24 protein-coding genes, 2 tRNA genes and 1 other RNA gene are annotated in these 26,396 nt (G+C 26.4%); 9 read left to right on the top strand and 18 right to left on the bottom strand.

Annotated elements, in window-relative coordinates:
* Positions 1–71: 71 nt before the first annotated feature.
* Positions 72–1,004: a prolyl aminopeptidase gene (gene pip, locus JXZ92_RS03195; protein WP_205852329.1), complete on the top strand. Its 933-nt coding sequence runs from the start codon at positions 72–74 to the stop codon at positions 1,002–1,004.
* A gap of 25 nt (positions 1,005–1,029) precedes the next feature.
* Here pip and pnuC read toward each other — a convergent pair whose 3' ends face one another.
* The 7 genes from pnuC to mnmA form a co-directional block, all read right to left on the bottom strand.
* Entirely contained in the window at positions 1,030–2,505 is a 1,476-nt protein-coding gene (gene pnuC / locus JXZ92_RS03190; RefSeq protein ID WP_205852328.1) for a nicotinamide riboside transporter PnuC, read from the bottom strand.
* A gap of 89 nt (positions 2,506–2,594) precedes the next feature.
* Positions 2,595–3,140 (bottom strand): hypoxanthine phosphoribosyltransferase, encoded by a 546-nt coding sequence (gene hpt / locus JXZ92_RS03185; protein WP_205852327.1) that lies wholly within the window; start codon positions 3,138–3,140, stop codon positions 2,595–2,597.
* Positions 3,141–3,191: 51 nt separating this feature from the next.
* Positions 3,192–3,677 carry a transcription elongation factor GreA gene (gene greA / locus JXZ92_RS03180; protein ID WP_205852326.1) on the bottom strand — a complete coding sequence of 162 codons (486 nt, stop codon included), beginning with the start codon at positions 3,675–3,677 and terminating at the stop codon, positions 3,192–3,194.
* A gap of 42 nt (positions 3,678–3,719) precedes the next feature.
* Entirely contained in the window at positions 3,720–4,379 is a 660-nt protein-coding gene (locus tag JXZ92_RS03175; RefSeq protein ID WP_205852325.1) for a BC85_0335 family putative methyltransferase, read from the bottom strand.
* A gap of 3 nt (positions 4,380–4,382) precedes the next feature.
* Positions 4,383–4,814, bottom strand: a complete 432-nt coding sequence (gene ruvX / locus JXZ92_RS03170) for a Holliday junction resolvase RuvX (RefSeq protein WP_205852324.1) — start codon at positions 4,812–4,814, stop codon at positions 4,383–4,385.
* Entirely contained in the window at positions 4,802–7,426 is a 2,625-nt protein-coding gene (gene alaS, locus JXZ92_RS03165) for an alanine--tRNA ligase (RefSeq protein ID WP_205852323.1), read from the bottom strand. The genes ruvX and alaS overlap by 13 nt, the downstream gene beginning before the upstream one ends.
* A gap of 16 nt (positions 7,427–7,442) precedes the next feature.
* The gene (gene mnmA / locus JXZ92_RS03160) at positions 7,443–8,567 is read right to left on the bottom strand and encodes a tRNA 2-thiouridine(34) synthase MnmA (RefSeq protein WP_205852322.1); all 1,125 of its coding nucleotides are present in this window, start codon (positions 8,565–8,567) and stop codon (positions 7,443–7,445) included.
* Between the two features lie 193 nt (positions 8,568–8,760).
* Here mnmA and JXZ92_RS03155 point away from each other — a divergent pair, with 193 nt between their 5' ends.
* The gene (locus tag JXZ92_RS03155; RefSeq protein WP_205852321.1) at positions 8,761–9,291 is read left to right on the top strand and encodes a PTS glucose transporter subunit IIA; all 531 of its coding nucleotides are present in this window, start codon (positions 8,761–8,763) and stop codon (positions 9,289–9,291) included.
* A 24-nt stretch (positions 9,292–9,315) separates the two neighbouring features.
* Here the strand turns inward: JXZ92_RS03155 and JXZ92_RS03150 are convergent, their stop codons facing one another.
* Together JXZ92_RS03150 and JXZ92_RS03145 are read right to left on the bottom strand one after the other, a co-directional pair.
* Positions 9,316–9,552, bottom strand: a complete 237-nt coding sequence (locus JXZ92_RS03150; protein WP_205852320.1) for a hypothetical protein — start codon at positions 9,550–9,552, stop codon at positions 9,316–9,318.
* Positions 9,553–9,656: 104 nt separating this feature from the next.
* Entirely contained in the window at positions 9,657–10,937 is a 1,281-nt protein-coding gene (locus JXZ92_RS03145; RefSeq protein WP_205852319.1) for a hypothetical protein, read from the bottom strand.
* Positions 10,938–11,215: 278 nt separating this feature from the next.
* Here JXZ92_RS03145 and JXZ92_RS03140 point away from each other — a divergent pair.
* Both JXZ92_RS03140 and JXZ92_RS03135 read left to right on the top strand, forming a co-directional pair.
* Positions 11,216–11,290, top strand: a tRNA-Cys gene (locus JXZ92_RS03140).
* Positions 11,291–11,319: 29 nt separating this feature from the next.
* Positions 11,320–11,396, top strand: a tRNA-Arg gene (locus tag JXZ92_RS03135).
* A 111-nt stretch (positions 11,397–11,507) separates the two neighbouring features.
* On the opposite strand, the gene aspS is transcribed toward JXZ92_RS03135, so the two are convergent.
* The 8 genes from aspS to rpsT all read right to left on the bottom strand — a co-directional run bounded on the left by aspS (position 11,508) and on the right by rpsT (position 18,996).
* Positions 11,508–13,223 carry an aspartate--tRNA ligase gene (aspS, locus tag JXZ92_RS03130; protein ID WP_205852318.1) on the bottom strand — a complete coding sequence of 572 codons (1,716 nt, stop codon included), beginning with the start codon at positions 13,221–13,223 and terminating at the stop codon, positions 11,508–11,510.
* Positions 13,216–14,568, bottom strand: a complete 1,353-nt coding sequence (hisS, locus tag JXZ92_RS03125) for a histidine--tRNA ligase (RefSeq protein ID WP_205852317.1) — start codon at positions 14,566–14,568, stop codon at positions 13,216–13,218. Before hisS ends, aspS begins: the two co-directional genes overlap by 8 nt.
* A gap of 120 nt (positions 14,569–14,688) precedes the next feature.
* Positions 14,689–15,360 (bottom strand): ribulose-phosphate 3-epimerase, encoded by a 672-nt coding sequence (locus JXZ92_RS03120; RefSeq protein WP_205852316.1) that lies wholly within the window; start codon positions 15,358–15,360, stop codon positions 14,689–14,691.
* Positions 15,361–15,370: 10 nt separating this feature from the next.
* Entirely contained in the window at positions 15,371–16,204 is an 834-nt protein-coding gene (gene rsgA, locus JXZ92_RS03115; protein ID WP_205852315.1) for a ribosome small subunit-dependent GTPase A, read from the bottom strand.
* A gap of 1 nt (position 16,205) precedes the next feature.
* Positions 16,206–17,225 carry a serine/threonine-protein kinase gene (locus JXZ92_RS03110; RefSeq protein WP_205852314.1) on the bottom strand — a complete coding sequence of 340 codons (1,020 nt, stop codon included), beginning with the start codon at positions 17,223–17,225 and terminating at the stop codon, positions 16,206–16,208.
* Complete coding sequence (locus JXZ92_RS03105; protein WP_205852313.1) at positions 17,218–17,979, bottom strand: PP2C family serine/threonine-protein phosphatase; 762 nt, start codon at positions 17,977–17,979, stop codon at positions 17,218–17,220. The genes JXZ92_RS03110 and JXZ92_RS03105 overlap by 8 nt, the downstream gene beginning before the upstream one ends.
* The gene (gene gmk / locus JXZ92_RS03100; RefSeq protein WP_205852312.1) at positions 17,972–18,586 is read right to left on the bottom strand and encodes a guanylate kinase; all 615 of its coding nucleotides are present in this window, start codon (positions 18,584–18,586) and stop codon (positions 17,972–17,974) included. Before gmk ends, JXZ92_RS03105 begins: the two co-directional genes overlap by 8 nt.
* A gap of 143 nt (positions 18,587–18,729) precedes the next feature.
* Complete coding sequence (gene rpsT / locus JXZ92_RS03095) at positions 18,730–18,996, bottom strand: 30S ribosomal protein S20 (RefSeq protein WP_205852311.1); 267 nt, start codon at positions 18,994–18,996, stop codon at positions 18,730–18,732.
* Between the two features lie 106 nt (positions 18,997–19,102).
* On the opposite strand from rpsT, the gene rnpB reads away from it, so the two are divergent.
* Positions 19,103–19,387: RNase P RNA component class B (gene rnpB, locus JXZ92_RS03090), an RNA gene on the top strand.
* A gap of 95 nt (positions 19,388–19,482) precedes the next feature.
* Positions 19,483–21,207, top strand: a complete 1,725-nt coding sequence (locus JXZ92_RS03085; RefSeq protein ID WP_205852310.1) for a hypothetical protein — start codon at positions 19,483–19,485, stop codon at positions 21,205–21,207.
* A 42-nt stretch (positions 21,208–21,249) separates the two neighbouring features.
* Here JXZ92_RS03085 and ychF read toward each other — a convergent pair whose 3' ends face one another.
* A complete protein-coding gene (ychF, locus tag JXZ92_RS03080) occupies positions 21,250–22,350 on the bottom strand; it encodes a redox-regulated ATPase YchF (RefSeq protein ID WP_205852309.1) in 1,101 nt (366 codons plus the stop codon).
* Between the two features lie 142 nt (positions 22,351–22,492).
* Between ychF and JXZ92_RS03075 the strand changes: the two genes are divergently transcribed.
* The 3 genes from JXZ92_RS03075 to JXZ92_RS04270 all read left to right on the top strand — a co-directional run.
* Positions 22,493–24,091, top strand: a complete 1,599-nt coding sequence (locus tag JXZ92_RS03075; RefSeq protein WP_205852308.1) for an MAG5620 family putative phospho-sugar mutase — start codon at positions 22,493–22,495, stop codon at positions 24,089–24,091.
* Between the two features lie 205 nt (positions 24,092–24,296).
* On the top strand, positions 24,297–24,740 hold the full coding sequence (locus tag JXZ92_RS03070; protein ID WP_205852307.1) for a hypothetical protein: 444 nt from the start codon (positions 24,297–24,299) through the stop codon (positions 24,738–24,740).
* Positions 24,712–26,396, top strand: a 1,685-nt coding sequence (locus tag JXZ92_RS04270) for a leucine-rich repeat domain-containing protein (protein ID WP_205852306.1), incomplete at its 3' end; no start/stop codon positions are given. The genes JXZ92_RS03070 and JXZ92_RS04270, both read left to right, overlap by 29 nt.

The raw sequence follows: 26,396 nt of genomic DNA, 5'->3' as shown, positions 1-26,396 counted from the left end.
TTATATATAATATTATATAGTGTAATCACATATACAAAAATAATTAATATGTATGATTGCAAGGGAGAAAAATGAAAATTGAAACAAATAAATCTTACTTTTTAAATGTATCTAGTTTACATAAAATTCATTATAAAATATATGGGAATTTAAAAGGAAAACCTGTTTTTGTAGTACACGGCGGACCAGGTGGTGGTAGTCATTATAAACTTTTAGAATTATTTGACCAAAATAAATTTATGATTATATTTATGGATCAACGTGGATGCGGATTAAGTACACCTTTTTTAGAACTACAAGAAAATAACACAAACGAATTAGTTGATGATATTGAAAAATTAAGAAATCATCTACAATTAGGAAAAATAATGCTATTTGGTGGTAGTTGAGGAACTACATTAAGTTTAATGTATGCGCTTAAATACACAAATAATGTTAGTCAAATATTATTAAGAGCGGTATTTTTAGGGCGTCAGGAAGATGTTGACTATTTATACGAAGAGAACGGAGCAAGTGACTTTTACCCTGATTTATATGAAGAATATAAAAATATAATACTAAAATATCCGGGTAAAAATAATTTAGAAAAATATTATTACGCACTTAAAAACGAAGTAGACATCAATAAATTAAACAAAGTTGCAACAACTTTTTCAAATTGAGAAAGTGCTCTTGTTTCGATTAAAACCTTTGTTCCACTAGCAAATTTAACACAAGATCAAATTGATAATAATAGAGCAATTGCTCTAATGGAAACTCATTATTTTGTTAATAAAAGCTTTTTAGAAAGTGATAATTATATTTTAGAAAATGCACACAAACTATCGTCAATACCAACTTATATAGTTCATGGAAGACAAGATATTGATTGTAGACCAATTGGTGCATATTTATTACATAAAAAAATTAAAAATTCAAAATTATACCTAGTAGATTCAGCTAGCCACTCAACAAGCGAACCCCCTATTTGAAATAAAATAATGGAAATTTTAAAAAATATCTAGTTATATTTCAACTAGATATTTTTTATTATTTGAATTTGAAAAATTTTTTTAAATTAAAGATAATTTTTTTAATATTAGACGAAGTTTTTTTATTGATTAGTATGTCTATTTTATTGATTATAATACCCGATGCAACATCAGCGTTTGTGTTGTGTATATGAACAACATTTTTTGAGTACTTCTTAACTAAATTTAATAAATAAGGAGATAAATTATTGTCAGTTAAATAAAAATTATGAACTTCTTTAAAAAAATGAGTATTATTAATTTCGGCACTTCATCTAGCTCTTTCTAATTCGGTAGTTGCGTTTTCAACTCCAAACAAGCGATTTATATTAGTTGTTTTAAAATCCTTAGTTATGACAAATATATAATCTAATTTTTCTTGCAACGCAAGAGAGACTAGGTATTTCATTTTTCAAAATTTTCAATATCACTTTTGTTTACTTGAAAAGTTGTTTAACTTAATATTAATTTCTGGATAAATAAAATCTTCAATCATGTGTCCATCCATTATATTAATTGTATTAACTTGCATCTTTTTAATTTCTTTTAATCTGCGTCTAAAGATATCCTTATGAAATTTATAACTATTAGTTTTAAGGTTATTTATATAATCTATGTACTCTTGTGAGTTTTCCTTAAAATCTTCGAATTTAGTAAATTTATTATAGTTAAAATAAGGATTTAATTTATCTATAAGTACTTCTTTACCGCTACCACTTGTTCCAATAAATGCAATTTTTACATTTTGTTTATTAGTTGTTACTAAGTAGAAATAAATTGATAATAACATATAAATAATATTAATTATCATAGTTGTCCAATTTAAAAACCCTACTCCTCCAAAAAAAATGAAAGAAAGTATATTTTTAAGGATTCAAACTGGTCATGAATCTCTAAAACCTAAAAGCATCATAATTAACGCTATAATTGATAATGCGTTAATTAGAGAATTTAATATTATTGCCGCTTGATAATAGTTAAAGTTTGTTCCGTATATTTGTGTCTTATCAAATTGATTTAGTAAAATTAATATTTCTTCGTGCAATAACGGAGTTACATAATAGAATAATACGCTCATCAAAATTGTTAAAAAAACAAAAAAAGTGGTTGAATAAATATTAGATCTAAAAAATTCGAAGTTTTTATTATTCTTAATAATTCTTGTTGTTTTAAAATAGGTAAAAATTAATATCGGTATATAGATAAATAAGTTGATAAAAGCATCTAATGGTATTTTAAAAGAAAACGCAAATAATGAAAATAATAATGCATTAAGAATACCTAGCGGATACCCTATTTTTTTATGATTAGAAAAAGCAATAACAGATAATACTCCCAATAGTGCAGAAAGTGAAACGCTAACACCAATCACCTTTTGCCATACACTACCAAACTCTCATATTCATGTTTTGTAGTCAAACGAATATAACGTGTTAAACCCTAAAAATATTATAATTATTGCTACAATTATCTTTTTAATTATATTTATATACATAATTAAATTATTATACTATAAAAAGGTAAAAAAGCATAAAAAACGGGTTTATTTGATAAAAAAATGTTTTTTATGCTAATTTCTAATAATTATTTTATATATTTTTCATCTAGTATTCCGATGTATGGTAAATTTCTAAATTTTTCCTGATAATCAAGTCCAAAACCTACCAAAAATTCATTAGGTACTGCAAACCCATAACAATCTGCCTCTAAATTAACTTTACGATTTTGTGGTTTATCCATTAAAGTTGCTATTTTAAAAGTCTTTGGCTCACGATTTAACAGCATTTTTTTTATTTTATCAAGTGTAATACCACTATCTATAATATCTTCAACTATCAAAACATCTTTACCTTTTATGTCTTGAGCTAAATCCATAATGATTTTAACACTTCCGCTAGAAGCGTGATGGCCACTATAACTGCTTGCTGTTATAAAATCGATTTCATGATCAACATTAACATGTTTAATTAATTCGGCTAAAAAGGGAATAGAACCTTTTAATAAGGCTACTATTATTAAATTTTCGCTATCTTTGTAAGTTTGATTAACTCATTTTGCAACTTCTTTTATTTTATTATTTACAAATTCTTCATCAAATAATATCTTCTTTATTTTTGGGTGTTTATTCATTTTATATCCTTTCTTTTTATAAAAAAAGCCATATTAAAATACGACTTTATATTATAAGTGTTTAACATCCATAATTTTAATTGTAAATTTCTTAACACCTTCAACTTCAACCTCATCACCAATTTCATGGTTCAACATAGCAACCGCCAATGGGCTAAATGTTGAAATTTTATTTTGAAACGGATCTGCGTCGTGTGAACCTGTAATCATAACAGTTTTTGTTTCATTTTTTTCTAAAATCAAAAATGTAACTTGTGAATTTATACCAATTCTATTATCTTGTTTATCTGAGTTAGACTCTATAATTTTAGAATTATCTAAAATATTTTCTAATTCTGAAATACGAGCTTCAACAATACCTTGTCTTTCTCTTGCCGCATCATACTCAGCATTTTCTGACAAGTCACCTTGTGCACGAGCTTCTTTTAAAGCTTCTTGCACAGATTTACGTTCAACATTAATTAATTGTTCATACTCTTTTTTATACTCATTATACTTTTCAATTGATAAGTAAATTATTTTTTTATCATCATTCATCTGGAAACTCCTCTAATTATTAATATTATTATACAATAAAGTTTATTTAACAATAAAAAGATATTTATTAGTTATGTATGAAACTTCATATTTTATATTTTTAGTTTTTAATTCATTAATTAAATTATTAATTTCAGAATTCTTTATTTTTTTTAAATTAAAAACTAACATTCCATCTTTATTTAATTTATTAAAATAATCTTTATATAAATCGAAAATATTTTTATTTTCCTTAAAAACTACTATTAAATCTAATAATTCATTATTATAAAGAAAAAGTGGTTTTGTAACATCTTCGGGATTATTATCTCTAATTTTTGTAAATTTATCAAAATCAAAATTGTTAATTAAATAATAGTTTTTGGCTGTAGTTTTTTCGCTTATTGCTATGTTAGGAAAAATATCATTTTCAGAAATAACCAACACATCTTGATATTTATTCAGATAAACAGTATTAATAATACCTTCAATATCTAAATCATCTGTTTTGGATTTTAATTTATCTTTTAATTCAAAAGGTAAAGTTCCAATATCGTTTCTTAAACTTTCAATTTTAATTAATGTTTCTTGTCTAGATTTATTGATAAAATTATTTCTGATTTTTTTTGCTCAAATATTAATACCTACATAAACCACTATTCCTATTATAAATACAACAACTGCAGAGATAGCTAAACCAATATTAGTAGGTGTTCAAGTCATTAATTATTTACCTCACTTATGCTTGTAATAATCTAAATAATCGTTTAAGATAATTTGGGCCGCTAAACTATCTTTATATTTTTTACTTTTTGTAGTATTTAAGCCGCCTTGTTTTAAAATTTCTTTAGCTCTTTTTGTAGAATATTGTTCATTAACGAGCATGACTGGAATTTCAAAATTTTTCTCAAGTAAAATTTTAAATTTTTCAACCATTAAAGTTCTGTCGCTTTTATCTCCGCTTATTTTAAGAGGATAACCTAACACAAAACCATCTATTTTATAAATGGATAGATAATACTTTATTCTTTCAATTACTAAATTAAAATTATTTTCTTCAAACATAAAATTTTCAATTGATGAAGAAATTATTTCGCTCTCATCGGTAATTGCGAAACCACAGGATTTTGTCCCTAAATCTAACCCTAATTTTCTCATTTTAAACTTTCAATTACAAAGTCTTTAACTTTATCTTTTGATTCTATTTTCCCCATTGTTAAAATAGAATTTCCACCACCTTTTCCGTTAAATTTATCAAAAATTTGAGTTGCAATATATTTTGAATCATATTTTTTTGATGAAACTACTAACATAGGATTAGAATCATCAGAAATTGCAATAACTAAAGAATTAATATTTTTTTCTCTTAAAGTTGTTCCGATATTCTTAATTGTTTTTTTATCGATATCTTCTAAATAAATCAACTCTTTATTATCTATGATTTCTTTTTCTATATTATCAAAATCAAAACTAAAATCATTTTCTTGTTTCTTCATTATAGAAACATAATCGTTACGTATTAAATTGCTTATATTTTTTAAATATTTAATAGCATCTTCATTATCATCAGGTATTTCTAGGTTGATTTGATAATTAGAATCCAACTTTGCATTACGTTCTATTAAGTTATCAACTTCAACAATAAGTTGATTTTTTTGGTCCTCTAAAAACTCATCAACTAATAAATTTGAAGAAATTGCTCTAATTCTATAAACTCCTGCCGCCTTTTTCTCAACATTAGTTATTTTAAAGTTTTCAAGCTTCTCTGTGTTAGATAAGTGTGTCCCACCACATAAATCGGCAGTTATGTTTTCAAATTCAACAATTCTTACAAAATTAGGATCCATATATTCATTTTCTTCTAATGTCATGATTGCACCCATTTGTTTAGCTTGCTCTGTAGACATCATTAAATATTCACGATTAGCCTTTTGAGCAATAAAACTACGCACTAACTCTTCAACTCTTTCTATTTGTTCTTCGGTAGGTTTAGTTTCAGAAGGTAAGTCAAAAGTTAATCTTTCTTCATTGTTATCACTACCTAACTGTTTAACTTCATTTCCTAAAACCTCTCTTAAAGCACGGAATAATAAGTGTGTACCTGAATGGTTTCTTTCTAATCCTAGTCTAATTACAGGATCTACATAACAGTGTACTGGTATTTTTTTATCTATTGTACCTTCTACTTTATGAATGTGATTCCCGAATTTATCTTTAAATACATCTAAAATTAAAATTTTATTATTACCTTGTTGTATGTAACCTCTATCATGTTTTTGACCACCACTTGTTGCGTAAAAAGGAGTTTCATCCAATACGACATAGCTTATTTGGTCTGAATAATCTATTTCGTTTTCAGTATTTAACAAATACAAAATATTGCTTTCTGATTCAAGATTAGTATAACCAATAAATTTATCTACTTTTGATTTAATTATTGTTAATGAGTTAATAACTTTATCCATACCAGACACTTTAGAGTGTTTGCTTGCTTCTGAATGTTTTAATTTGGCTTCTTCAAACGATTCTGTTTCAATAGAAATATTTTTTTGTTCAAGAATTTCTGTTGTTAACTCAATTGGAAATCCGTATGTTTCAAAAAGTTTAAAAGCAACATCACCAGGAAACACTTTAACATTCTCATCTATGTATTTATCTAATAATTTTTTACCATTATCAATTGTTTTTAAGAAGGTTATTTCTTCTTGTTTAATAATTTCTTCAATTCTTTTTGTCTCATACTCAAAAGGTAAAGTTTCTTTAACAACTTTAACTAATTTATATAAAAATAAATCATTTATACCAAGCGAAATTGCTTTGTAAGAACTACGTCTAATTAATCTTCTTAAGATATAACCACGACCAGTATTTGAAGGTTTAGCACCATCAGCAAGAGCGTTAACAACAGTTCTCATGTGATCTGCAATTATTTTAAAATTAGTATTAATTTCTGTTTGAATAGGATCTTTATCAAAATAATTTTCAATAACATATTTTTGAGTTGTATACTCTTCTATTTTATGAATTATCGGTAAAAATAAATCAGTATCAAAATTGGTTGGTGCATCTTGTAATATTGATACTATACGTTCTAAACCAGCACCAGTATCAATATTTTTTTGTTTTAATTCGGTATAATTACCATTTCCGTCAGAATTAAAAGTTGAAAAAACTATATTTCAAATTTCAATGTATCTATCGTTTTCTAAATCTTCTTTAAGTAATTCAATTCCTCTTGAATCATATTTTTCACCACGATCATAAAAAATCTCTGTATTAGGGCCGCAAGGTCCAGAGCCAACTTCTCAAAAATTAGTATCTTTATTCCCGGGTATCATATGTGATTCATCAAAACCTTGTTCAATTCATATTTTTTTAGTTTCTAAATCTTCAAAATAGTAGGTAAAGTATAATTTGTCCTTTTCTAACTTCAATTCATTAATTAAAAATTCAGCCGCAAATTCAATTGCCTCTTTTTTAAAATAATCACCAATAGAAAAGTTCCCTAACATTTCAAAAAAAGTATGGTGTCTTGCTGTAATACCAACATTTTCGATATCATTTGTACGAATTGATTTCTGTGAGTTAGCAATTCTCTTTGAAGGTGGTATTTTTTTTCCAGAAAAATAATCTTTTAAAGTAGCTACACCACTATTAACTCATAAAAGTGATGGATCATTTTGAGGAACCAAACTTTTTGAAGGTTGTATAAAATGACCTTTTGACTCAAAAAAACTAAGTCATTTTTCTCTAATTAATTTTGAATTCATATTAACCTCTTAACTTTTAAATATATTCGATTTTTTTATCATCGATATAAATTTCATCTATTGTTGCACCACCAATGCATTTTTCTCCATCGTATAAAACAACTTGTTGTCCAGGTGTAACAGCAAGCGATTTTTGTGGATAATAAACTTTTATTCTTGTTTCATCTAAAATTTCTAACCTCACAGGAACATCTACTTGTCTATATCTAAATTTTGCTGTTAAATTATCTAAATTATAATCATCATGGTTAAATGTGTAACCAGAAGCTATTAATGCATCGGACTCTAAAAATTCAGGTCTAGAGTTAGGTGCTACAAATATTATATTTTTACGAACATCTCTACCACAAACATAATATGGTTCGCTCATACCGCCTAAATTTAATCCCTTACGTTGTCCAATTGTGTAATAAAAAGAACCTACATGTTTTCCAACAACTTTTTGAGTAGTTATATCAACTATATCTCCACTTTGAGCAGGAATGTAATTTTGCAAAAATTGAGTAAAATTACGTTCACCAATAAAACAAATACCAGTAGAATCTTTTTTGGATGCAGTTGCTAAATTTTGCTCCTTAGCAATTTCTCTTATTTCAGTTTTTTCTAAATTCCACAATGGCATTTTAACTTTCTTAAGTTGCTCGTGTGTTAATTGTGATAAAAAATAAGTTTGATCTTTGTTTTGATCTTTAGCTCTATACAAACGGCCATCCAATACATGCGCATAGTGTCCCATGGCAATATAATCTGCTTTTAAAACACTAAATGCATACTTAGCAAATGCGTTAAATTTTATGAATTTATTACACAAAATATCTGGGTTTGGAGTTCTTCCTTTTTTATATTCATCGATAAAGTTTTGAAAAACATTATTTCAATACTCTGCAACAAAATCTACTCTATGTAATTTAATGCCTAACTTATCTGCAACTAGCTGAGCATCATGATAATCCATTTCTTGTGTACAAATTTCATTATTTATTTCTTTATTACCTAAAATATCATTATTAACTATTGAATCTCAATTACGCATGAATAAACCTTCAACATCGTAACCTTCTTTTTTTAATAAATACGCAGCAACCGATGAATCAACACCACCACTCATACCAATTACAACTTTAATATTTTTTTTATTCATTTAGCCTCGTTTCAAAGATTTTATAAAAAATCTAAATTTATTATAAAATAATAATATTATTTAAATTATAATAAAAAACTTACTTTTTTAATATCAAAAAATTAATTATAAAAATATTTTTTTAAATATTTTATTCAATAGAATTAAAAAGTAATTAAAAATGTATAATAGTTAATCATTAGAAAGGATATTTATGTTTGAAAAATTAAAGAAAATATTTAGCAAATTTGAAGAAAAAAACGAATCTAAATTAACAGAATTATACCCTGTAGCAAACGGGAAATATGTTAAATTAACTGATGTTAAAGATCCCGCCTTTAGTTCATTAGCAATGGGTAATGGTTTTGCAGTAGAATTAGAAGAAAAAGAAGGTTTAATTGATATTCTTTCACCAATTGATGGTTCAATTAAATTAGTTTTCCCTTCAAAGCACGCCATAGGTATAGTAAACGACAAAGGGATAAATGTATTAATTCATATAGGTATTGAAACTGTTGGTTTAGATGGTAAAGGTTTTGAAACCTTGGTAAATGTTGGCGATTCTGTTTCTAAAGGTCAACCTCTTGTTAGCGTTAATCTTGATGTATTAAATGAAAATAATTTAGATACAACAACAATGGTTGTAGTTCTACCAGAATCAAACACAAATACATTGAATATTTTAAATAATTACAAAACAGGTGATAAATTAGAAATGTTACAACCTGTAGTTAATGTTGAATAATTAAAAAAGAGCCACCGCTCTTTTTTAATTATCAGTTTTTTCCTCAATTTCAAATTTAAATGACTTTTGTTCATTATTAACCAAAAGAATAACTGTAAAAATAAATTTATTTTCTTCTTTTGATAAATCTATCTTTTTGTTGCTTTTAAATGTTACACTTGAATCTGTGTCGGATTTTAAAAGTAAAATTCTATTATCTTTTCCGTTTCCTCCTCCTTTTACACCATAAAAGGAGTTGCTACCAACTTTATAAAGTTGCATTTTATTTACAGATTTTTTATCAGATGATTTTTCTTTATACTTTAAATAAAATTTTTCTTTATATAACTCAAAATATTTAGTTCTTTCTTCTTCTGTTCCTTCTATTATTGTACTTTCTTCTTTAGAATCTTTCGAAATTTCTGTTGTTGTAGTTTCAGATGAACTTTCTGTACTGGCGCTTTCGTTTGAGACACTACCATCGCCTGTTTCTGTTGTTGTGGTTGCAGGAGTACTTTCTGTACCAGCACTTTCGTTTGCGCTACCCTCGTTTGGTTTAGTTGTTGTAGTTTCAGGTGAACTTTCTGTACTAGCGCTTTCGTTTGAGACACTACCATCGCCTGTTTCTGTTGTTGTGGTTGCAGGAGTACTTTCTGTACCAGCACTTTCGCGTTTGCGCTACCCTCGTTTGGTTTAGTTGTTGTAGTTTCAGATGAATTTCCTGTATCAGTACTTTCGTTTGCAACACTACCATTGCCTGTTTCTGTTGTTGTGGTTGCAGGAGTATTTTCTGCGCCTGAACTTCCGTTTGCGCTACCCTCGTTTGGTTTAGTTGTTGTAGTTTCAGATGAATTTCCTGTATCAGTACTTTCGTTTGCAACACACACACTACCATTGCCTGTTTCTGTTGTTGTGGTTGCAGGAGTATTTTCTGCGCCTGAACTTCCGTTTTCACTACCCTCGTTTGGTTCTGTTGTTGTAGTTTCTGAAGATGAATTTCCTGTACCGGCACTTTCGTTTGAACTACCCTCATTTGCTTCGTTTGAATTTATATTTTTTGTTTCTTCAATTTCGTTACCAAATGGTATTTCAAATGTTTGAATCTTATCGACATTTTTGTATTTTAATTTTATGTTAATCAATCATTTTTTATTTTGGTCATCCTTTTTAATCACTGATTCAGGGTCTTTTTTGATTAACTCAAAATCATTAACATTAAGACCATCTTTAATTACAAAAATTATATTATTTTCGCTGTCGCTCATACCTTTTAAACCATAAAAAGGTGCACCATTATTTTTGTTTTCATCTTTATGTAAATTATAGCCTTGAATTAAAATTCCGGTCTCTTCAACGTTTTTAGGTTTCTTTTCTTTGTAATAATTAACAACCATTTCTCTAAATTTCGTTTCATCTTTTAATGATAAAAATTCAGTTATCATAGATTCTTCATTGGTTACGCCATTTGAAGAATTATTTGTTTCATTAGTTTTTTCACTGTTTGTTTCGCTTGCGTTTGTTTCATTAGTTTTTTCGATGTTTGTTTCGCTTGCATTTGTTTTATCAACCTTTTTGTCATTTTGCTGACTAGAACAAGAAATACTTAAAGGTGTTGCCGCCGTTAAAATTGTCGAAACTAGTAATATATTTTTAAATTTTATTTTCATTTTGATTACTTTTCCCTTCTTATTTTTTCATAGAAATTATATAAAAATGATGTTTTAGCAATATTTTTATGCATCTTTAACCACTAATATGTTTTTTTGATAATGAAAAATATTTAAATCTTTTATTTAATTTAATAAAAAACATTTAAATATTCAATTTTATTTTATGAAAATAAACTTTTCGAAAATAAAATTGAAAACCACTTAAAATTAATATAAAATTATTTATTTTATAAATTTAAAAAATGTTATATAATAATCTTGCTAATTATTTAAACGGCACCATAGCCAAATGGCCAAGGCATGAGTCTGCAAAACTTTGATTACGGGTTCGAATCCCGTTGGTGCCTCCAAAATTTAATTATATTAGTATTAAAAAAAAGCGCCCGTAGCTCAATTGGACAGAGTGTTAGGTTACGGCCCTAAAGGTTGCGGGTTCGACTCCTGCCGGGCGCGCCATTTGATTTATTTCACCAAATTAAAAATCTCTATGATTACTAAATTTCATAGAGATTTTTTTATCAAAAAAATACTTTCTCAAAGCGAAAAAGTATTTTTTTGATTTTATAATTAATTTTGTTTTGCTGGTTTTGTTTGTAAAAATAATTCATTTAATTGTTCTTCATCAACACTCGAAGGTGCTTCGGTGAACAAATCTTCATTTCTTGAATTTTTAGGAAACGCAATAACATCTCTAATTGTTTTATGTTTTGTAATTAACATAATAATACGATCAATTCCTAAACCAATTCCACAATGTGGTGGAACTCCATATTCTAAGGCTTTTAAGAAGAATCCGAACTTTGCTTGTTGTTGTTCTTTTGTTAGATTAATTAAGTCAAACATTTTTTCTTGAACTTCCTTTTGATGTATTCTAGCAGATCCAGAACCTAATTCGAATCCATTCATTACTAAGTCATAACTTTTTGCCTTAATAAGTGATTTATCTATTTTATCGATTTCTTCTAAAGAGTGATCGAACTGTGTAAATGGGTGATGTGCAGCGGCTCATGAATCATTTTCTTCATTATATTCAAACATAGGGAATTTAACTACTCATTTAAAATTAAATTCATCTTCGTTAGCTCAATTAAATCAAGAATTTAATTCTACACGTAATGCCCCTAATGCTTGTGAAGCATTTTCATATTTGTTAGCAACGATTAAATATGAACCATCTTTAATTTTTTGTGAATTAATTAATTTATCTACATATTCTTGGGCTTTAGAAGCAAAATTAGTTAATAATATTTGATTATTTTCTACAACAAAATAAAATAGAGCATTAGCTTTATTTTTCTTTGCTATTTCTTCTAATTTTTTATGATCTTTTTTGTTGATTAATTCATCAATTCTTAACATTCTAACAGATTCAGCACTTGAAATAATGTTAAAATCAGAGCCTTCAAAAAATTCTTTAACGTCTACAATCTTATTATCAAATCTAAAGTCAGGTTTATCTGAACCATAATCTCTAATACATTGATCATATTCGACGCGATCAAAAGGTATTTTTAAATCAATATTTAAAACTTTCTTAAATGCATATTGAAACATTTTTTCAATATGTCCTTGAAATGTTTCTACATCTAAAAAACTTGTTTCAATGTCTAATTGTGTAAATTCAGGTTGTCTATCTTTACGTGAATCTTCATCTCTAAAACAACGTGCTATTTGGAAGTATTTTTCAAATCCGGATATCATTAATAATTGTTTAAATAACTGAGGACTTTGCGGTAAAGCATAAAAAGAACTATAATTACGTGTTGGAACTAAAAAATCACGTGCACCTTCAGGAGTTGCTTTAGATAAAATCGGAGTTTCTATTTCAGTAAAATCTATGTTTTGTAAGTATTCTCTAATGGCAAAAATAAATTTATTTCTAATTGCAATTGTTTTTTGCATTATAGGTCTTCTTAAATCTAAAAAGCGATATTTAAGTCTCAATTCTTCTTTTGTGTCAATATCATCTCTAATTTGGAAAGGTAATTGTTCTTTAGATAAAGATAAAACTTCATATTCTAAAACGTTAATTTCAATATCTCCTGTTTCTAAGTTAGGATTTTTATCCTTTCTTTCAACTACAATACCTTTAACTTTTAAAACACTTTCTTTATTAAATTTTATATCACCTTTAAATACTAATTGTGTGATGCCGTGTTTATCTCTTAGATCAACAAAACTCAACTCACCAAATTTACGTTTATTAGCAACTCAACCATATAAAACGACTTCTTTGTCTACATCAGTCAATCTTAACTCATTATTTTTAATTGTCTTATTCATCTTTAAGTAGGTTCTCCTCAATATAATTCTCAATATTGTTAACATCTAAATCAGAAATATCACATTCTTCGATAAATCTTAGTAAATCAGCTATTCCTTGGTTATTAAATGAAAATATTATTTTATCATTAGTTTGTAAGTTTTTTGCAGTTAATAAATTTTCTTCGTTTTTAATATCATCATAAATCAAAATACTTGCATTACGTTTCTTTGCTTTCTCGAAAACTTTTTTTGGTTTTAATGTCGAATACTCAAAATGAACATTATTCAACACCTGCACTAAATGTTTATATGTTAAATCAAATAATTGATTTTTACTTTGTCCACCTAATGAACTAGAAACAAAAACATCAACATAATTTATCTCTTCGTTAAAATTAGTTCTTTCAATATATTTATTTCTAATGACATCAATAACTCGATCAACTCCCATACCAAAACCTATGCTCGATAAGTCTTTTGGACCACCCAATTCATGAATTAAATTAGAGTATCTTCCACCTCCGATTAGAGTAGATTGTGAACCGGACATTTCGCTAGTAGATACTAATTCAAAAACTGTTTCGTCATAATAATCTAAACCACGAACAAGTTGTGGAGAAACTTCATATTCTATACCGAATCTATCTAAAGTATCTTTTAAATTTTTAAAATATTCTTTTGAATCTTCGGTTAAATAATTATAAATTTTAGGAGCTTTTATTACAACATCTTTCTTCGAATCGTTCTTATCATCTAAAATTCTAAGTACTTTGCCAGTTGAAACTCTTTTTTGCGAAACTTCACTTAATTCATTTAGATGTTTTTTAAAATATTCTACTAATGCAAGTTCATATTTTTTTCGTGACTCTTTATCTCCGATTGTGTTTATCAAAATTTTATGTTCAACTTCTAGATATTCTAAAATTTCATGTGCAACAATTATAGCTTCAGCGTCTTTTAAATAACATTTTTCGCCAACATGTTCGATTCCCGCTTGATAAAACTGACGATATCTACCTTTTTGTGGCTGCTCATATCTAAACATAGGCTGAATATATGCGAATTTTTGAATAGTATCTTGCTGTCATTTGTTTTCAATATAGGCACGAACAAAAGGTGCGGTTCCTTCTGGACGTAATGAAATTTCGCGCTCAGATTTGTCCTTAAATTCATATATTTCTTTATTTACAATTTCTGATTCTTGCATCGAACGAACAAAAAGATTTTTATATTCAATAATAGGTGTTTCAACAAAATTAAAACCATGTTTTATAACTATATCCTCAAATATTAAAGTTATCATATGTTTAATGTCAAACTCTAAAAAATTATAATCTTTTGTTCCTTTTATTTTATTAATCATTTTTCTCCTTTAATAAACTGAATTTATGATGTATTTAATTTATATATATTTTATATTATTTTGATTTAAAAATTATTAAATTAAAATTTAAAATAAAAAGGATCTATTTAAAATAGATCATTAGTTTTGAAAATACTTTTTACCTAAAATGGAGTTGATTGTATTTTTTGTTGGATTTTTTATCAAAAATGTTCCTGCAACACACGCATCCGCACCTTTTTTAAAGGCTTTAGGACCTGTTGAATCATTAATTCCGCCATCAACTTGAATTAAGAAATCATAAAAATTAGTAAGTCTAATATTTTTCAATTGTGAAATCTTAACTAATGATGAATCAATAAATTTTTGACCTCCTTTACCCGGTTCTACAGACATAACCAAAACTAAAGCAAGTCTATCTAAAAATTTTTCAATTAAATCAACGGGTGTGTCGGGTTTTATAGCTAACCCAATTTTTAATTCGTGTTTATTTGTAGTTAAGAAATTATCAAATTTATCCAAATCATCTTCAATTGCCTCGTAATGAAATGTTAAAATATCAACATCATTTTTCAACTTTTCTACATAATCATATGGATTAACTACCATTAAATGAGCATCTTTTATATGACCTTTACCATTTTTATTAATATTTTTAATTTCTTCAACAGTTATTGCGGTATTTTCGACAAATTTTCCATCCATTACATCATAATGAACTCATCGTATTCCTTCTTCAATCAATTTATTTGCCATTTGCAATCTTTCTTCAGGATTTACATTTAACAAACTAGGTGTAACATATTTTTTCATTTTTTCTCCTTTATTTGACTTCGTTTTGTAATTTTAAATAATTATTATATCTTTCTTCAGTGATTTTTATGTTATCTATATTTTGTTTTATTGCGCAATCTTTAAAATTTTCATAAACATGTAAACAGCTACGATATTTACATGTTTTTGAAAGTTCTCTAAAAACTTTATAACTTTGTGCTAATTCAATTGGAGATAAGTTTAAATTTAGCGATGAAAAACCTGGAGTGTCAATCAAAAAGCCTTCTTGTAATGGAATTGCGCGAACCTCTCGAGTAGTATGTTTTCCTCTACCAAGAGATTTTGAAATAATATTTGTTTCAAAATTAAATCCACCAAGATTGTTTATTGTTGTAGTTTTTCCAACTCCACTTTGCCCCATAAAAACCGAATATTTCCCTTTAAATAAATTGTGAAATTGTTCAATATTTAAGTTGTTATTATCAACTAAAATAACTTTATAGCCCATATTTTTGTAAATTTCTTTGTACTTATTCGATTCATTATTATTTAAATCAATTTTAGTAATGCATAGAATTGGTTCAATATTTTTATTTTCAATAATAGACATATATTTATCAATTAAAAATGTGCTAAAACTAGGTTCTTCTATAGACATAAAAATAAAAATTCTATCAATATTCGCAACTTTAGGTCTTACTAACTCGTTTTTTCTCTCTAGAATATCTACAATTTGGTTTTCTTTAACTATAACCCTATCACCAACCAAAGGATTTTTTCCTTGATACCTTAATCTTCCTGCTGCTGGTAATTTGATTATTTTATTATCTTTAAATAACTCATAAATACCAGCAACAATTCCATGTACTATAAATTTTTGCATATTATATTAAATTTCAAACTTTCAACAAAATTACTACAACTAATATAGAAACAATAATAAGCAACAAAGAAACACCAAGAAAAATTGGAGAATTGATGAATCCTTCTATAGTTTTTTTAGGCTTAATCGTCTTAATAGAAATTAATTTCTCGATTTTTCTCTCTTCATTTAAAGAAGTTTTAACATCTTTTCTAAATTCTCAAACATCATTATATCTATCCTTAGGATCTTTAGCGGTCGCCTTTATTATTATATTTCTAACAGAATTTGGTAAATCAACAAACTTAGTAGGCTCAGGAAACTCTTTATCTCTATGCATTAATATAGTTTCGACATCTGTCTTTCCTGAAAAAGGATAATTTCCAGTCAACATTTCAAAATATAAAATCCCTAAACTATAGATATCAACCGCTTTTGTTTTTTTCAATTTAGGATTTAAAAATTCAGGGGCAGCATAATAAGGAGAACAAACAACCGAATTTTCCCTAGTTAGTTTTTTAGTATCTCTAGATACAGATATTCCTAAATCTAAAATTTTTACGTCATGATCTTTAGAAATCATAATATTTTGTGACTTTAAATCACGATGTATTATGTTTCTAGAATGTAATTCACCTAAAGTTTCAGCAATTTGTCTAATATAATTATTAGCTAAATGTATAGATATTCTTTTGGTTTTTTTGAGTAGTGAATATAATGTTTCTCCATCTATATATTCCATAACATAATAACTTTCAAAATCATCTTCGTAATCTTCAATTATTTTAGGAATGTGCTTATGATTTATTTTTTTTAAGAGTTGCACTTCGTTTCTAAATCTTTCCCTTGAAATTGAATTACCTATATTATTTAAGAATTTGAGAGCATAGGATATATTTTTTTCGCTATTTTTTACTCTAACTTGAAAAACTGATCCCATACCACCGCTACCAATAGATCTTATTATTTTATATTTTTCATTGATTTTAGAATCTGGTCTTATACCAGTTCTTTTAATTGTTTCATCATTACTACTATTCATTTTTAACCCCGAAATCTAAAAGTATTAAACTCATATTATCATCTGATTCGTTAATTTTAGCTTTTTCAAGCAACGTATTCGCTATTTGACTCAATTGTTTATCCTTTTTTAAAATAGACTCAATATCTCCTTTATCAACATAATCGTGCAAACCATCTGAGGTCAACAATACTTTAGTGAGTATATCAACTTTATCGGTATTAAACTCAAAAAATTGAATCGTTGTAGGCATGTTTATACCTATGCTGCTTGTTAAATATTTTCAAGTGTAATTAACATCTAAATCAATTTCTTTTTTTGTGCCTTTAAGTAATAAATTTCCATAATTTTGGTCTTCAGTTATTTGAGTTAAGTTTCCAAAGATGTCTAAAAAATATGCTCTCGAGTCACCTATGTTAAAAATGAAGATTTTATTTTCTTTTTTGACATATAAAACACCAACAAAAGTGGTTCCCATGTTGGATTTCGAAATATCCAAATTAGCAATATTTTTAAATTCTATTTTAACTTTATTTATTGCTTCGATAAAAAAGTTTTTAGTTTCAACTGAATTAATATATTTAAAATAATTTATAAAGTTAGTTTTAATTGTTGTTATAGTAACAGCTGAAGCTATTTCACCAAAATCGTGCCCACCCATACCATCACACAATATAGCAAAAGTGAAGTATTCGTTTCCGAATACTTCAACTTTATCTTCGTTATTTTCTCGAACATTTCCTTTTTCGCTAATTGAAAAATATTCTTTAATCAAGTTCTAACTCCTTATGTAATATTTCCCTAATTTCATTAGCTGCTCTCTCGGGAATGTCATTAATTATTTTATACTTATAAAGTTCATCTGCTTCAGAAACTTCGATTTCAGCTTTTAACAATCTATCCTTTAAGGTTTTTGAGTTTTCTGATCCACGAATCAAAATTCTTCTTCTAAGATCTTCCATAGAAGGTGGAGCAACAAAAATTGTAATCAATTTATATTTATTATTAAAGGAATGGTGTGAAAGTTTATTTATTATTTGTCTTACACCGGTTGTCTCTATTTCTAACATTGGTATTTTATTTTTATTATGTATTTTATCTAATTCAGAATACAGAGTACCATAGTAATTATTTAAATGATAAGAAAATTCAATAAATTTACGATTTTTAATTTTATCTCTAAAAGTATCCACGTCAAGAAAATAATAGTGAACTCCATTTAATTCACCATTTCTAGGTTTTCTAGTTGTAGCAGAGCAAGAAAGAGATAAATTCAACTCATCAAATTCAAATAACAATCTTTCTATTGTACCTTTACCAACTCCACTAGGCCCTGAAAAGATAATAATAGGGCATAATTTACTCGCATTTTTCTTATTCATATTTCTATAATTATAACATTTTTACGAAATAAAAAACCTTAAAATTTTAATTGATATTTTTACCAAAAAAATATATTATTTTAAAGGTTTTTTAATCTAAAAAATAAAAAAAATTCAACAAAAGTTGAATTTAAATAATAGAATTATTTATTTGAATTTTTTAATACAAATTCATCTAAACGAGAACGTTTTCTAGCACCTTTGTTTTTGTGGAAAACACCTTTAGAAACTGCCTTAGCAATAACTTGGTGTGCCTTATTAACAAATTCACTAGCTTTAGCATCATTAGCTAAAACTGCTTCTCTAGCTTTACGTATAGCTGTTTTAACACGTGATTTCATAGCGGCATTTTTAACTCTTGCTGCTTCCATCTTAGCTATACTCTTAATTTTAGATTTAATATTTGCCATATTGAACCTCCCTTTTTCATTGTTTTTCATTGAAAAATCTAATATATTATAATAAATTTTTTAAAGAATTAAATAAATTATAAATTTTATTATGCTATACTTAATTGTGCAATAGCTGATAGCTGCCATTATGAATGGTAGAGGAAAGTCCGTGCTAGCACTAACTGAGATGTTAGTAGTGATCACGTTAAGCCAAATAAGCTTAAGCATAGACGACAAGTGCCACAGAGACGAGAATTGTGAAACGCGGTAAACTCCGTGAGCTAGAAACCCAAATTTGGTAGGGGAATCGCAAATAGAAAATGAACAATTTTGCGAAATATATCTTATGATATGTTAGATAAATTATCAGCACTTTAATATTTTAAAGTACAGAACACGGCTTATTTTGCAAAAACACCTATTGAATGGTGTTTTTTTATTTTTTAGTTGTTTTTTTTCTTCATTATAATACAATTATGAATATAAAAAAATGTAAAGGAACTAATGGAGAATTTTAAGAATTTTTTTTCAATAAAAAATATAAAAAAAATATCAATTTTATTTGGTTTTATTGGCGCAGCAATAACTATAACAACAGTAGCTCTCTTAAAAGTTAATAAAAAATATAAACCCGCTTTTTATAATTATAAATCTTATATGAATGACTCGCTAATAGATAAATTTAACGAAAAATTTGAATATAAAACATTTAATGAAATTAGCGAATTTACCGCAGCTTTGAATAATTTTAAGGTTTCCGCAGGTATTGGTAGTGATTTTCAAGCTATATCATTAATAAAGAAAAATTTAATTCAACCTATAAACTTTAGCAAACTATTAAAAATTGATATTAAAAATGATGATGAGTTAAAAAAAATATTGAAAAAAATATATACACCTGATGTTTTTAAACATTTAGAATCATATGATGATCAACTTTTAGAAGATGCATACGGCAATAAATTTGAACAACCTAAACATTTATGAAAATATTTTGTACCTTATTATGCTCAAGACGGAATAATAGCTTATAATCCTATAAAAAACCAAAATAATGTAATTAATAAAAATCGATTCTTCAAAAATGATGTTTATGATAATTCAATAACAAATATTCTAGATGTGATATCTAAAAATAATTATAAAGACTTAGTTATAACAGATGCTGTAAGAGTAAATATGTTATATGGTTCTTCAGAACAAAACCATAATAATAAAACAAATGAAACTAATTACAAAGAGTCAATAAACGATTTTATTTATACTATCGAAAACTCTACTAAAACTAATATTTCAACCGGAAATCATATATCATTTAATTCTGACGGTCAAGGGATAATTGCATCATTATTAGATAAAAATCGTATTGATGTAAGTGCTGCAATAATGTATAACGGAGATGCATTAGACGCATATTTTTCCGAAGGAAATGGTTTCACCATATTTGACAACAAAGAAAATAAAGAAATTGAAATTCCTAACGGAACAATAGAGACAATTAAATTTAAAAATAATATTTTATTAGTTGACGGATTAGTGGTAGCCAAAGGGATAAACTCTTCTTTAGAAGATGATCTATATTCAACTTTAAATACTACCATTTACAATGATATGGCAGCCATTTATAATAACAAGACTATCGAACAATATCAATTAAAAATGTACGATGAATATCTAAATAATTTATACAGAGATAAAATAGTTACCGCTTATAATCATAAGAATTTAAGAGGGGTTTCTAAATTTGAAGAGTTCAAATCTGAATTACGAGATATTTACTTAAGTGGCTTGAAGCAAGAATTTAACAATGATATTTTAAAATCGTTTAACGCTTATATTTCTAAAAAAATAAATAATGATCAAATTTTAAAAGAATCACTATTTAATACTATAAAAGCAAATGATGAACAAGAAAAACTTGATTTAATTTCTTTTAAATTATCGCATATTGATTTTCTTGACGAAAAATACTATCAGTATTTGGAAAATAAATATCCAAATTACATAAATTTTGATTTCATCAACTATACCCCTTCAAATATTGCGGAATATGAGTTAATAAAAAGAAATTACTTTGTAAATCAAGACAATACTTTTGACTTTAAAGCTTTAGAAATATATCAAATTAGCGATCAAAATAATACAATCAACCATAATTCTGTTAATGGAGTAGATGATAAATTAGATTCTCTCTTAACAACTTATTATTACTCAAAAATTAAACATTAATAAAAAACCAAAATACTAAAATATTGTATTTCGGTTTTTTTATTACTTACCAAATTTAAAGTGACAAATGTCACCATCTTGCATGACATATTGTTTTCCTTCTTGACGCATTTTCCCGGCATTTTTAGCTCCTTGCTCGCCACCGTATTTAATATAATCATCAAATGAAATAACTTCTGCTTTGATAAATTTTTTTTCAAAATCAGTATGTATTACACCAGCACATTTCGGAGCTTCTCAACCTTTGTGATAAACTCACGCTCTAGCTTCAATTTTACCAGCAGTAAAATAAGTTTCTAAATTTAATAAATCAAAAGCTTCTTTTGTCAATAAGTCCAATCCACTTCTTTTGATTCCGTACATCTCTAAAAGCTCAGCTTTTTCATTTTCATCTTCAATTTCAACAAGATCTGATTCAATTTGAACAGAAATAGGGATAATCTTTTCATCATCTTTTAATGACGATTTTAATTGTAAAAATAATTCATCGTTTTCATAATCCATAAATTGATCGTTGCCTAAGTTAGCTACATATATTATAGGTTTAAAAGTTAATAAATGATATCCTTTAATAAATTTTGTTTCTTTTTCATCTAGTTCCACTTCTCTTGCTGGAATATTAGATAACAATGCATCTTTTACTTTTAGAGCTGCATTTTGCTCGATAATAGCATCTTTATCACCTGATTTTGCTTTTTTGGCAACTCTATCTAAGACTTTTGTTATAGTTTCGTAATCTGCTAAGATTAATTCATAATTAATAATTTCTTTATCTCTAACCGGATCTACAGAGTTAGCAACATGCATAATTCTTTTATCATCAAAACATCTTATTACATGTATTATTGCATCAACTTCTCTAATGTTAGCTAAAAATTTATTACCCAAACCATCACCTTTTGAAGCTCCTTTGACTAAACCTGCAATATCAACAAAATCAAAAGTTGCTCAAACAATTTTATCTGGATTAATTAAATTTGCTATTTGTTGAAGTCTTGGATCGATTAATGGAACAGAAGAAACGTTTGGTTCTATCGTGGTAAACGCATAATTAGAAGACTCTACTTTCTTTTTTGTAATAGCACTAAATAATGTGCTTTTACCAACGTTGGGTAAACCAACTATACCTGCTTTTAACGACATATTTCTCCTTTAAATTAAAAATTTATTTAATTATATCAAAAATAATAATTACTAGGTTATTTTTTAAAATGGAGTGGTTATTTTTTTAAGATCAAAAAACTATTTTTTACTTAAACAATTATTAAATTAGTATAATTAAAATATGAATAAGAATTTATTTAAAAGTTGATATAGTCTTTACCATAATGAATCAATATTTTATAGTACTTACGAAGAGTTTATTAGTAAATTTCAAGAAACAGAGCAAAGCAATCTTGATATTTTAAAGCAACCCAAAAGTACAATTTATGGTATTGAATTTGATTCAAATTGAATACTAGGTTTAAATAATTTTAATCTTTTCACTGTCCTCTCAATAACAGAAATCTTTTGTAGTAATTTAAGAAAAAATAATAGAAAAATTTTAATGGGTAAAAACAAAAATATTGACAATAAAATTTTCAATAGTATGATTAGCATCGCTAACAAAAATGGTTCTGACATATTCACTTATAATACAGAAGAAATTAATGAATTTATCATTTTAAATACGCTAAGAGGTATGGATATTAAACATTCAATTTTACTTGATTATAATCCAACAAATAATAAGTACTATATTAAAATCTACAATTCAAACGAAATGATTTCAATTGATGATCAAAACATAATAATCGAAGCATTAAATGGTTTTAATAAATTTATTATTCCTAATAATAATTATGATACAACGGTGCTAAATATAGAAAAATTATTTAAAGTCATTGATAAAAAAATAATTGAACCACAAATAAAAAAATTTAAAAAAATATATAAAAAACCTCAATTTCATATTCAAACACTTATAAGTAATAAACAAGATAATTATATAGTTACAAAAATGCTTTCTAATTCAGGTTTTAAAGTTTCTAAATTACAAAGTAGTTTATCTAAAAATATTATTAATGATATTAATTTTTATAATCTATATAAATTATTTAACACTACAACATACAAAGCAGACTTAATAATAAAGTTAGATCAAAATAGCAATTTAAGCATGATAGTTCGCGTTAAAAATAGTTATATTAAATTATCTGAAGATGAATTAATATACTTATATATTAGTTATAGCTTCTTAAAATGAAAGAAAAGTGGCGAAACTATATATAAAAATATTTTTTTACCTCACGATGTTTCTTCTAATATTTTGAATTTAATGAACATGTATTCAATATCATATAGATTTGAAAATGAACTTAAATCTAACGATGTTTTGCTAGCATATAACAAAAATAAGTTTTCTAATTCAAATAACTATAATCTAAATTTAGAAAATTTTGACTTTATTCTTAACTATTGCTTAATGTTATACGATTATAAAATAAATAACAATTTATTTGCGTATAAATATAAAAAAATGATTGATGATAATTCGAACATTTTGATAAAAAATTACTCTTATAAAATGACGTTAGAAAAATCTATTTTAATTAGTGATAAAATTATTGATCAATCCAAAATATCAAAAAAATATAAATTGGATAACTTAACAAAAATCAATGTTGAAGTTCCTGATTTTTATTATTTATTAAAAGGAGAAATAAAAAGTAAAAATAGAACAAATAATTTTTCCCTAACATATGATAAATCAAAACAAAAAATGAATTTCAAAATAGAGATCGAAAGTAAAAATAAAAAAACATTATGAATAAGCGATTTACTTTATAGTAAAAAACTACAAATCCAATTAAATAAATTGATAAAAAAATGACATAGATAAAATAAATTAAATTCATTAAATGTAATGTAAAATTCATTATTAGCAGATTTTTGTGTGAATAGTATAAAAATTTGTTTTTTAAATAATACGTAAATTAATTAGTAGAAATTAATTGAAAATTTTAACCAAACATTCAAAAAAAAAAAAAAAAACTATAATAAATTTGATATTTAAAGTATTAAATTTATTATAGAGGGGATCAAAAATGAAAAAGAAGAAAATATTACTATTATCAAGTCTACTTTTTACACTAAATTCAAGTTTAATAGTTATTTCTTGCAATAGTATGAAGCAAGAAGAAAAAAAAGATGACAAAGCAGTAAAACAAATTTCTGATAGTCAGTTAAATAATTGAAATGAAAATGATTTAACAACAAAACAGAACGAAGGCGAAGAAACTTCAAACGAAGTTGAAACTAAAGATGAAAATTCAAATAATCAAAATGATAGTTTAAACAAAGATGATTTAACAACAAAACAAAACGAAAGCGAAGAAACTTCAAACGAAGTTGAAACTAAAGATGAAAATTCAAGTAATCAAAATGATAGTTTGAACGAAGATGATTTAACAACAAAACAAAACGAAAGCGAAGAAACTTCAAACGAAGTTGAAACTAAAGATGAAAATTCAAGTAAATCAAAATGATAGTTTGAACGAAGATGATTTAACAACAAAACAAAACGAAACCAATACAGAAAATAATACAAACGTAAATAATGATAATCTAAAAATGGATTTGCTTATTATTGACGAAAACAATATAAACGAATTTATTGAAGATCATAGAATCGCCAAGATATACATAACCCCAACTGACTCTTATTATTGAATAAAGGAAGACTTAAAAGCAAAAACATTAAAATGAATGTTAGAAAATACTTTACAGATTACCAATTCAGTTAATATTGAAAAATTAATTATGCCAAATGTTACAACAATTAGGGATAGTGCTTTTAAAGGTAATACATCGCTTACAAGTATAGATATGCCAAAAGTTATTGGGATTGAGAGATACGCTTTTAGCGGAAATACATCTCTTATAAGTGTAAGTATGCCAAACGTTTTAACAGTTCAAGAAGGCGCTTTTAGAGAAAACACATCGCTTACAAGTGTAAGCATGCCAAAAGTTACAACAATTGGGAACCAAGCTTTTGAAGGCGATACATCGCTTACAAGTGTAAGTGTGCCAAAAGTAACAACCATTGGGCATTACGCTTTTAGAGGTAATACATCGCTTACAAGTGTATATATTCCAATAATTGATGTGGTCGGGGACGGAGTTTTTGCTGGAACAAAATTTTTAGAACAACTCATAGAGTCTAATGACCAAAAACTTGCGATAATAAATAACATTTTAATTGATGGTACGAACGCAAAAGGAAAAGTTGTAATACCTGAAAATGTAACAACAATCGGGAATAACGCTTTTACTGAAAATACATCTCTTACAAGTATAAGTATGCCAAATGTTACTATAATTAAAAAATATGCTTTTAGTGGAAATACATCACTTACAAGTGTAAGTATGCCGGAAGTTATCGGAATTGGAGATTACGCCTTTTCCAGAAATACGTCGCTTGAAAATTTAGATATGCCAAAGGTTAAATCAATTGCATACGGTGCTTTTTATGAAAATACATCTCTTACTAGTGTAAGTATGCCAAAAGTTAGAAAAATTAGAAGTGAAGTTTTTAGTGGGAATACATCTCTTACAAGTGTAAGTATGCCAGAAGTCAATGAGGTTGATTATCACGCTTTTGATGGAACAAAATTTTGAGAACAACTAATAAATTCTGATAATCAAAAACTTGCGATAATAAATAACATTTTAATTGATGGTCATAACGCTAAAGGCAAAATTATAATACCCGAAAGCGTTACAATAATTGGAGAAGATGCTTTTAGTGGAAATACATCACTTACAAGTGTAAGTATGCCAAAAGTTACAACAATTAAGGAACACGCTTTTAGCGGAAATACATCCCTTATAAGTGTAAGTATGCCAGAAGTTACAACAATTGGGCATTACGCTTTTGGATGAAATAAATCACTTACAAGTGTAAGTATGCCAAATGTTACAATAATTGGAGAAGGTGCTTTTAGTAGAAATACATCACTTACAAGTGTAAGTATGCCAGAAGTTACAACAATTGGGAACCAAGCTTTTAAAGGCGATACATCGCTTACAAGTGTAAGTATGCCAGAAGTTACAACAATTGGGAACCAAGCTTTTGAAGGCGATACATCGCTTACAAGTGTAAGTGTGCCAAAAGTCAATGAGGTTAGTCGTAATGCTTTTGAAGG

It is taken from the genome of Mycoplasma sp. CSL10137 (assembly GCF_017116845.1).
Classification (GTDB): Bacteria; Bacillota_I; Bacilli_A; order Mycoplasmatales; family Metamycoplasmataceae; genus Mycoplasmopsis.
The sequence above is the reverse complement of the archived record's forward strand: the minus strand, read 5'-3'. Positions and strand labels throughout refer to the sequence as shown.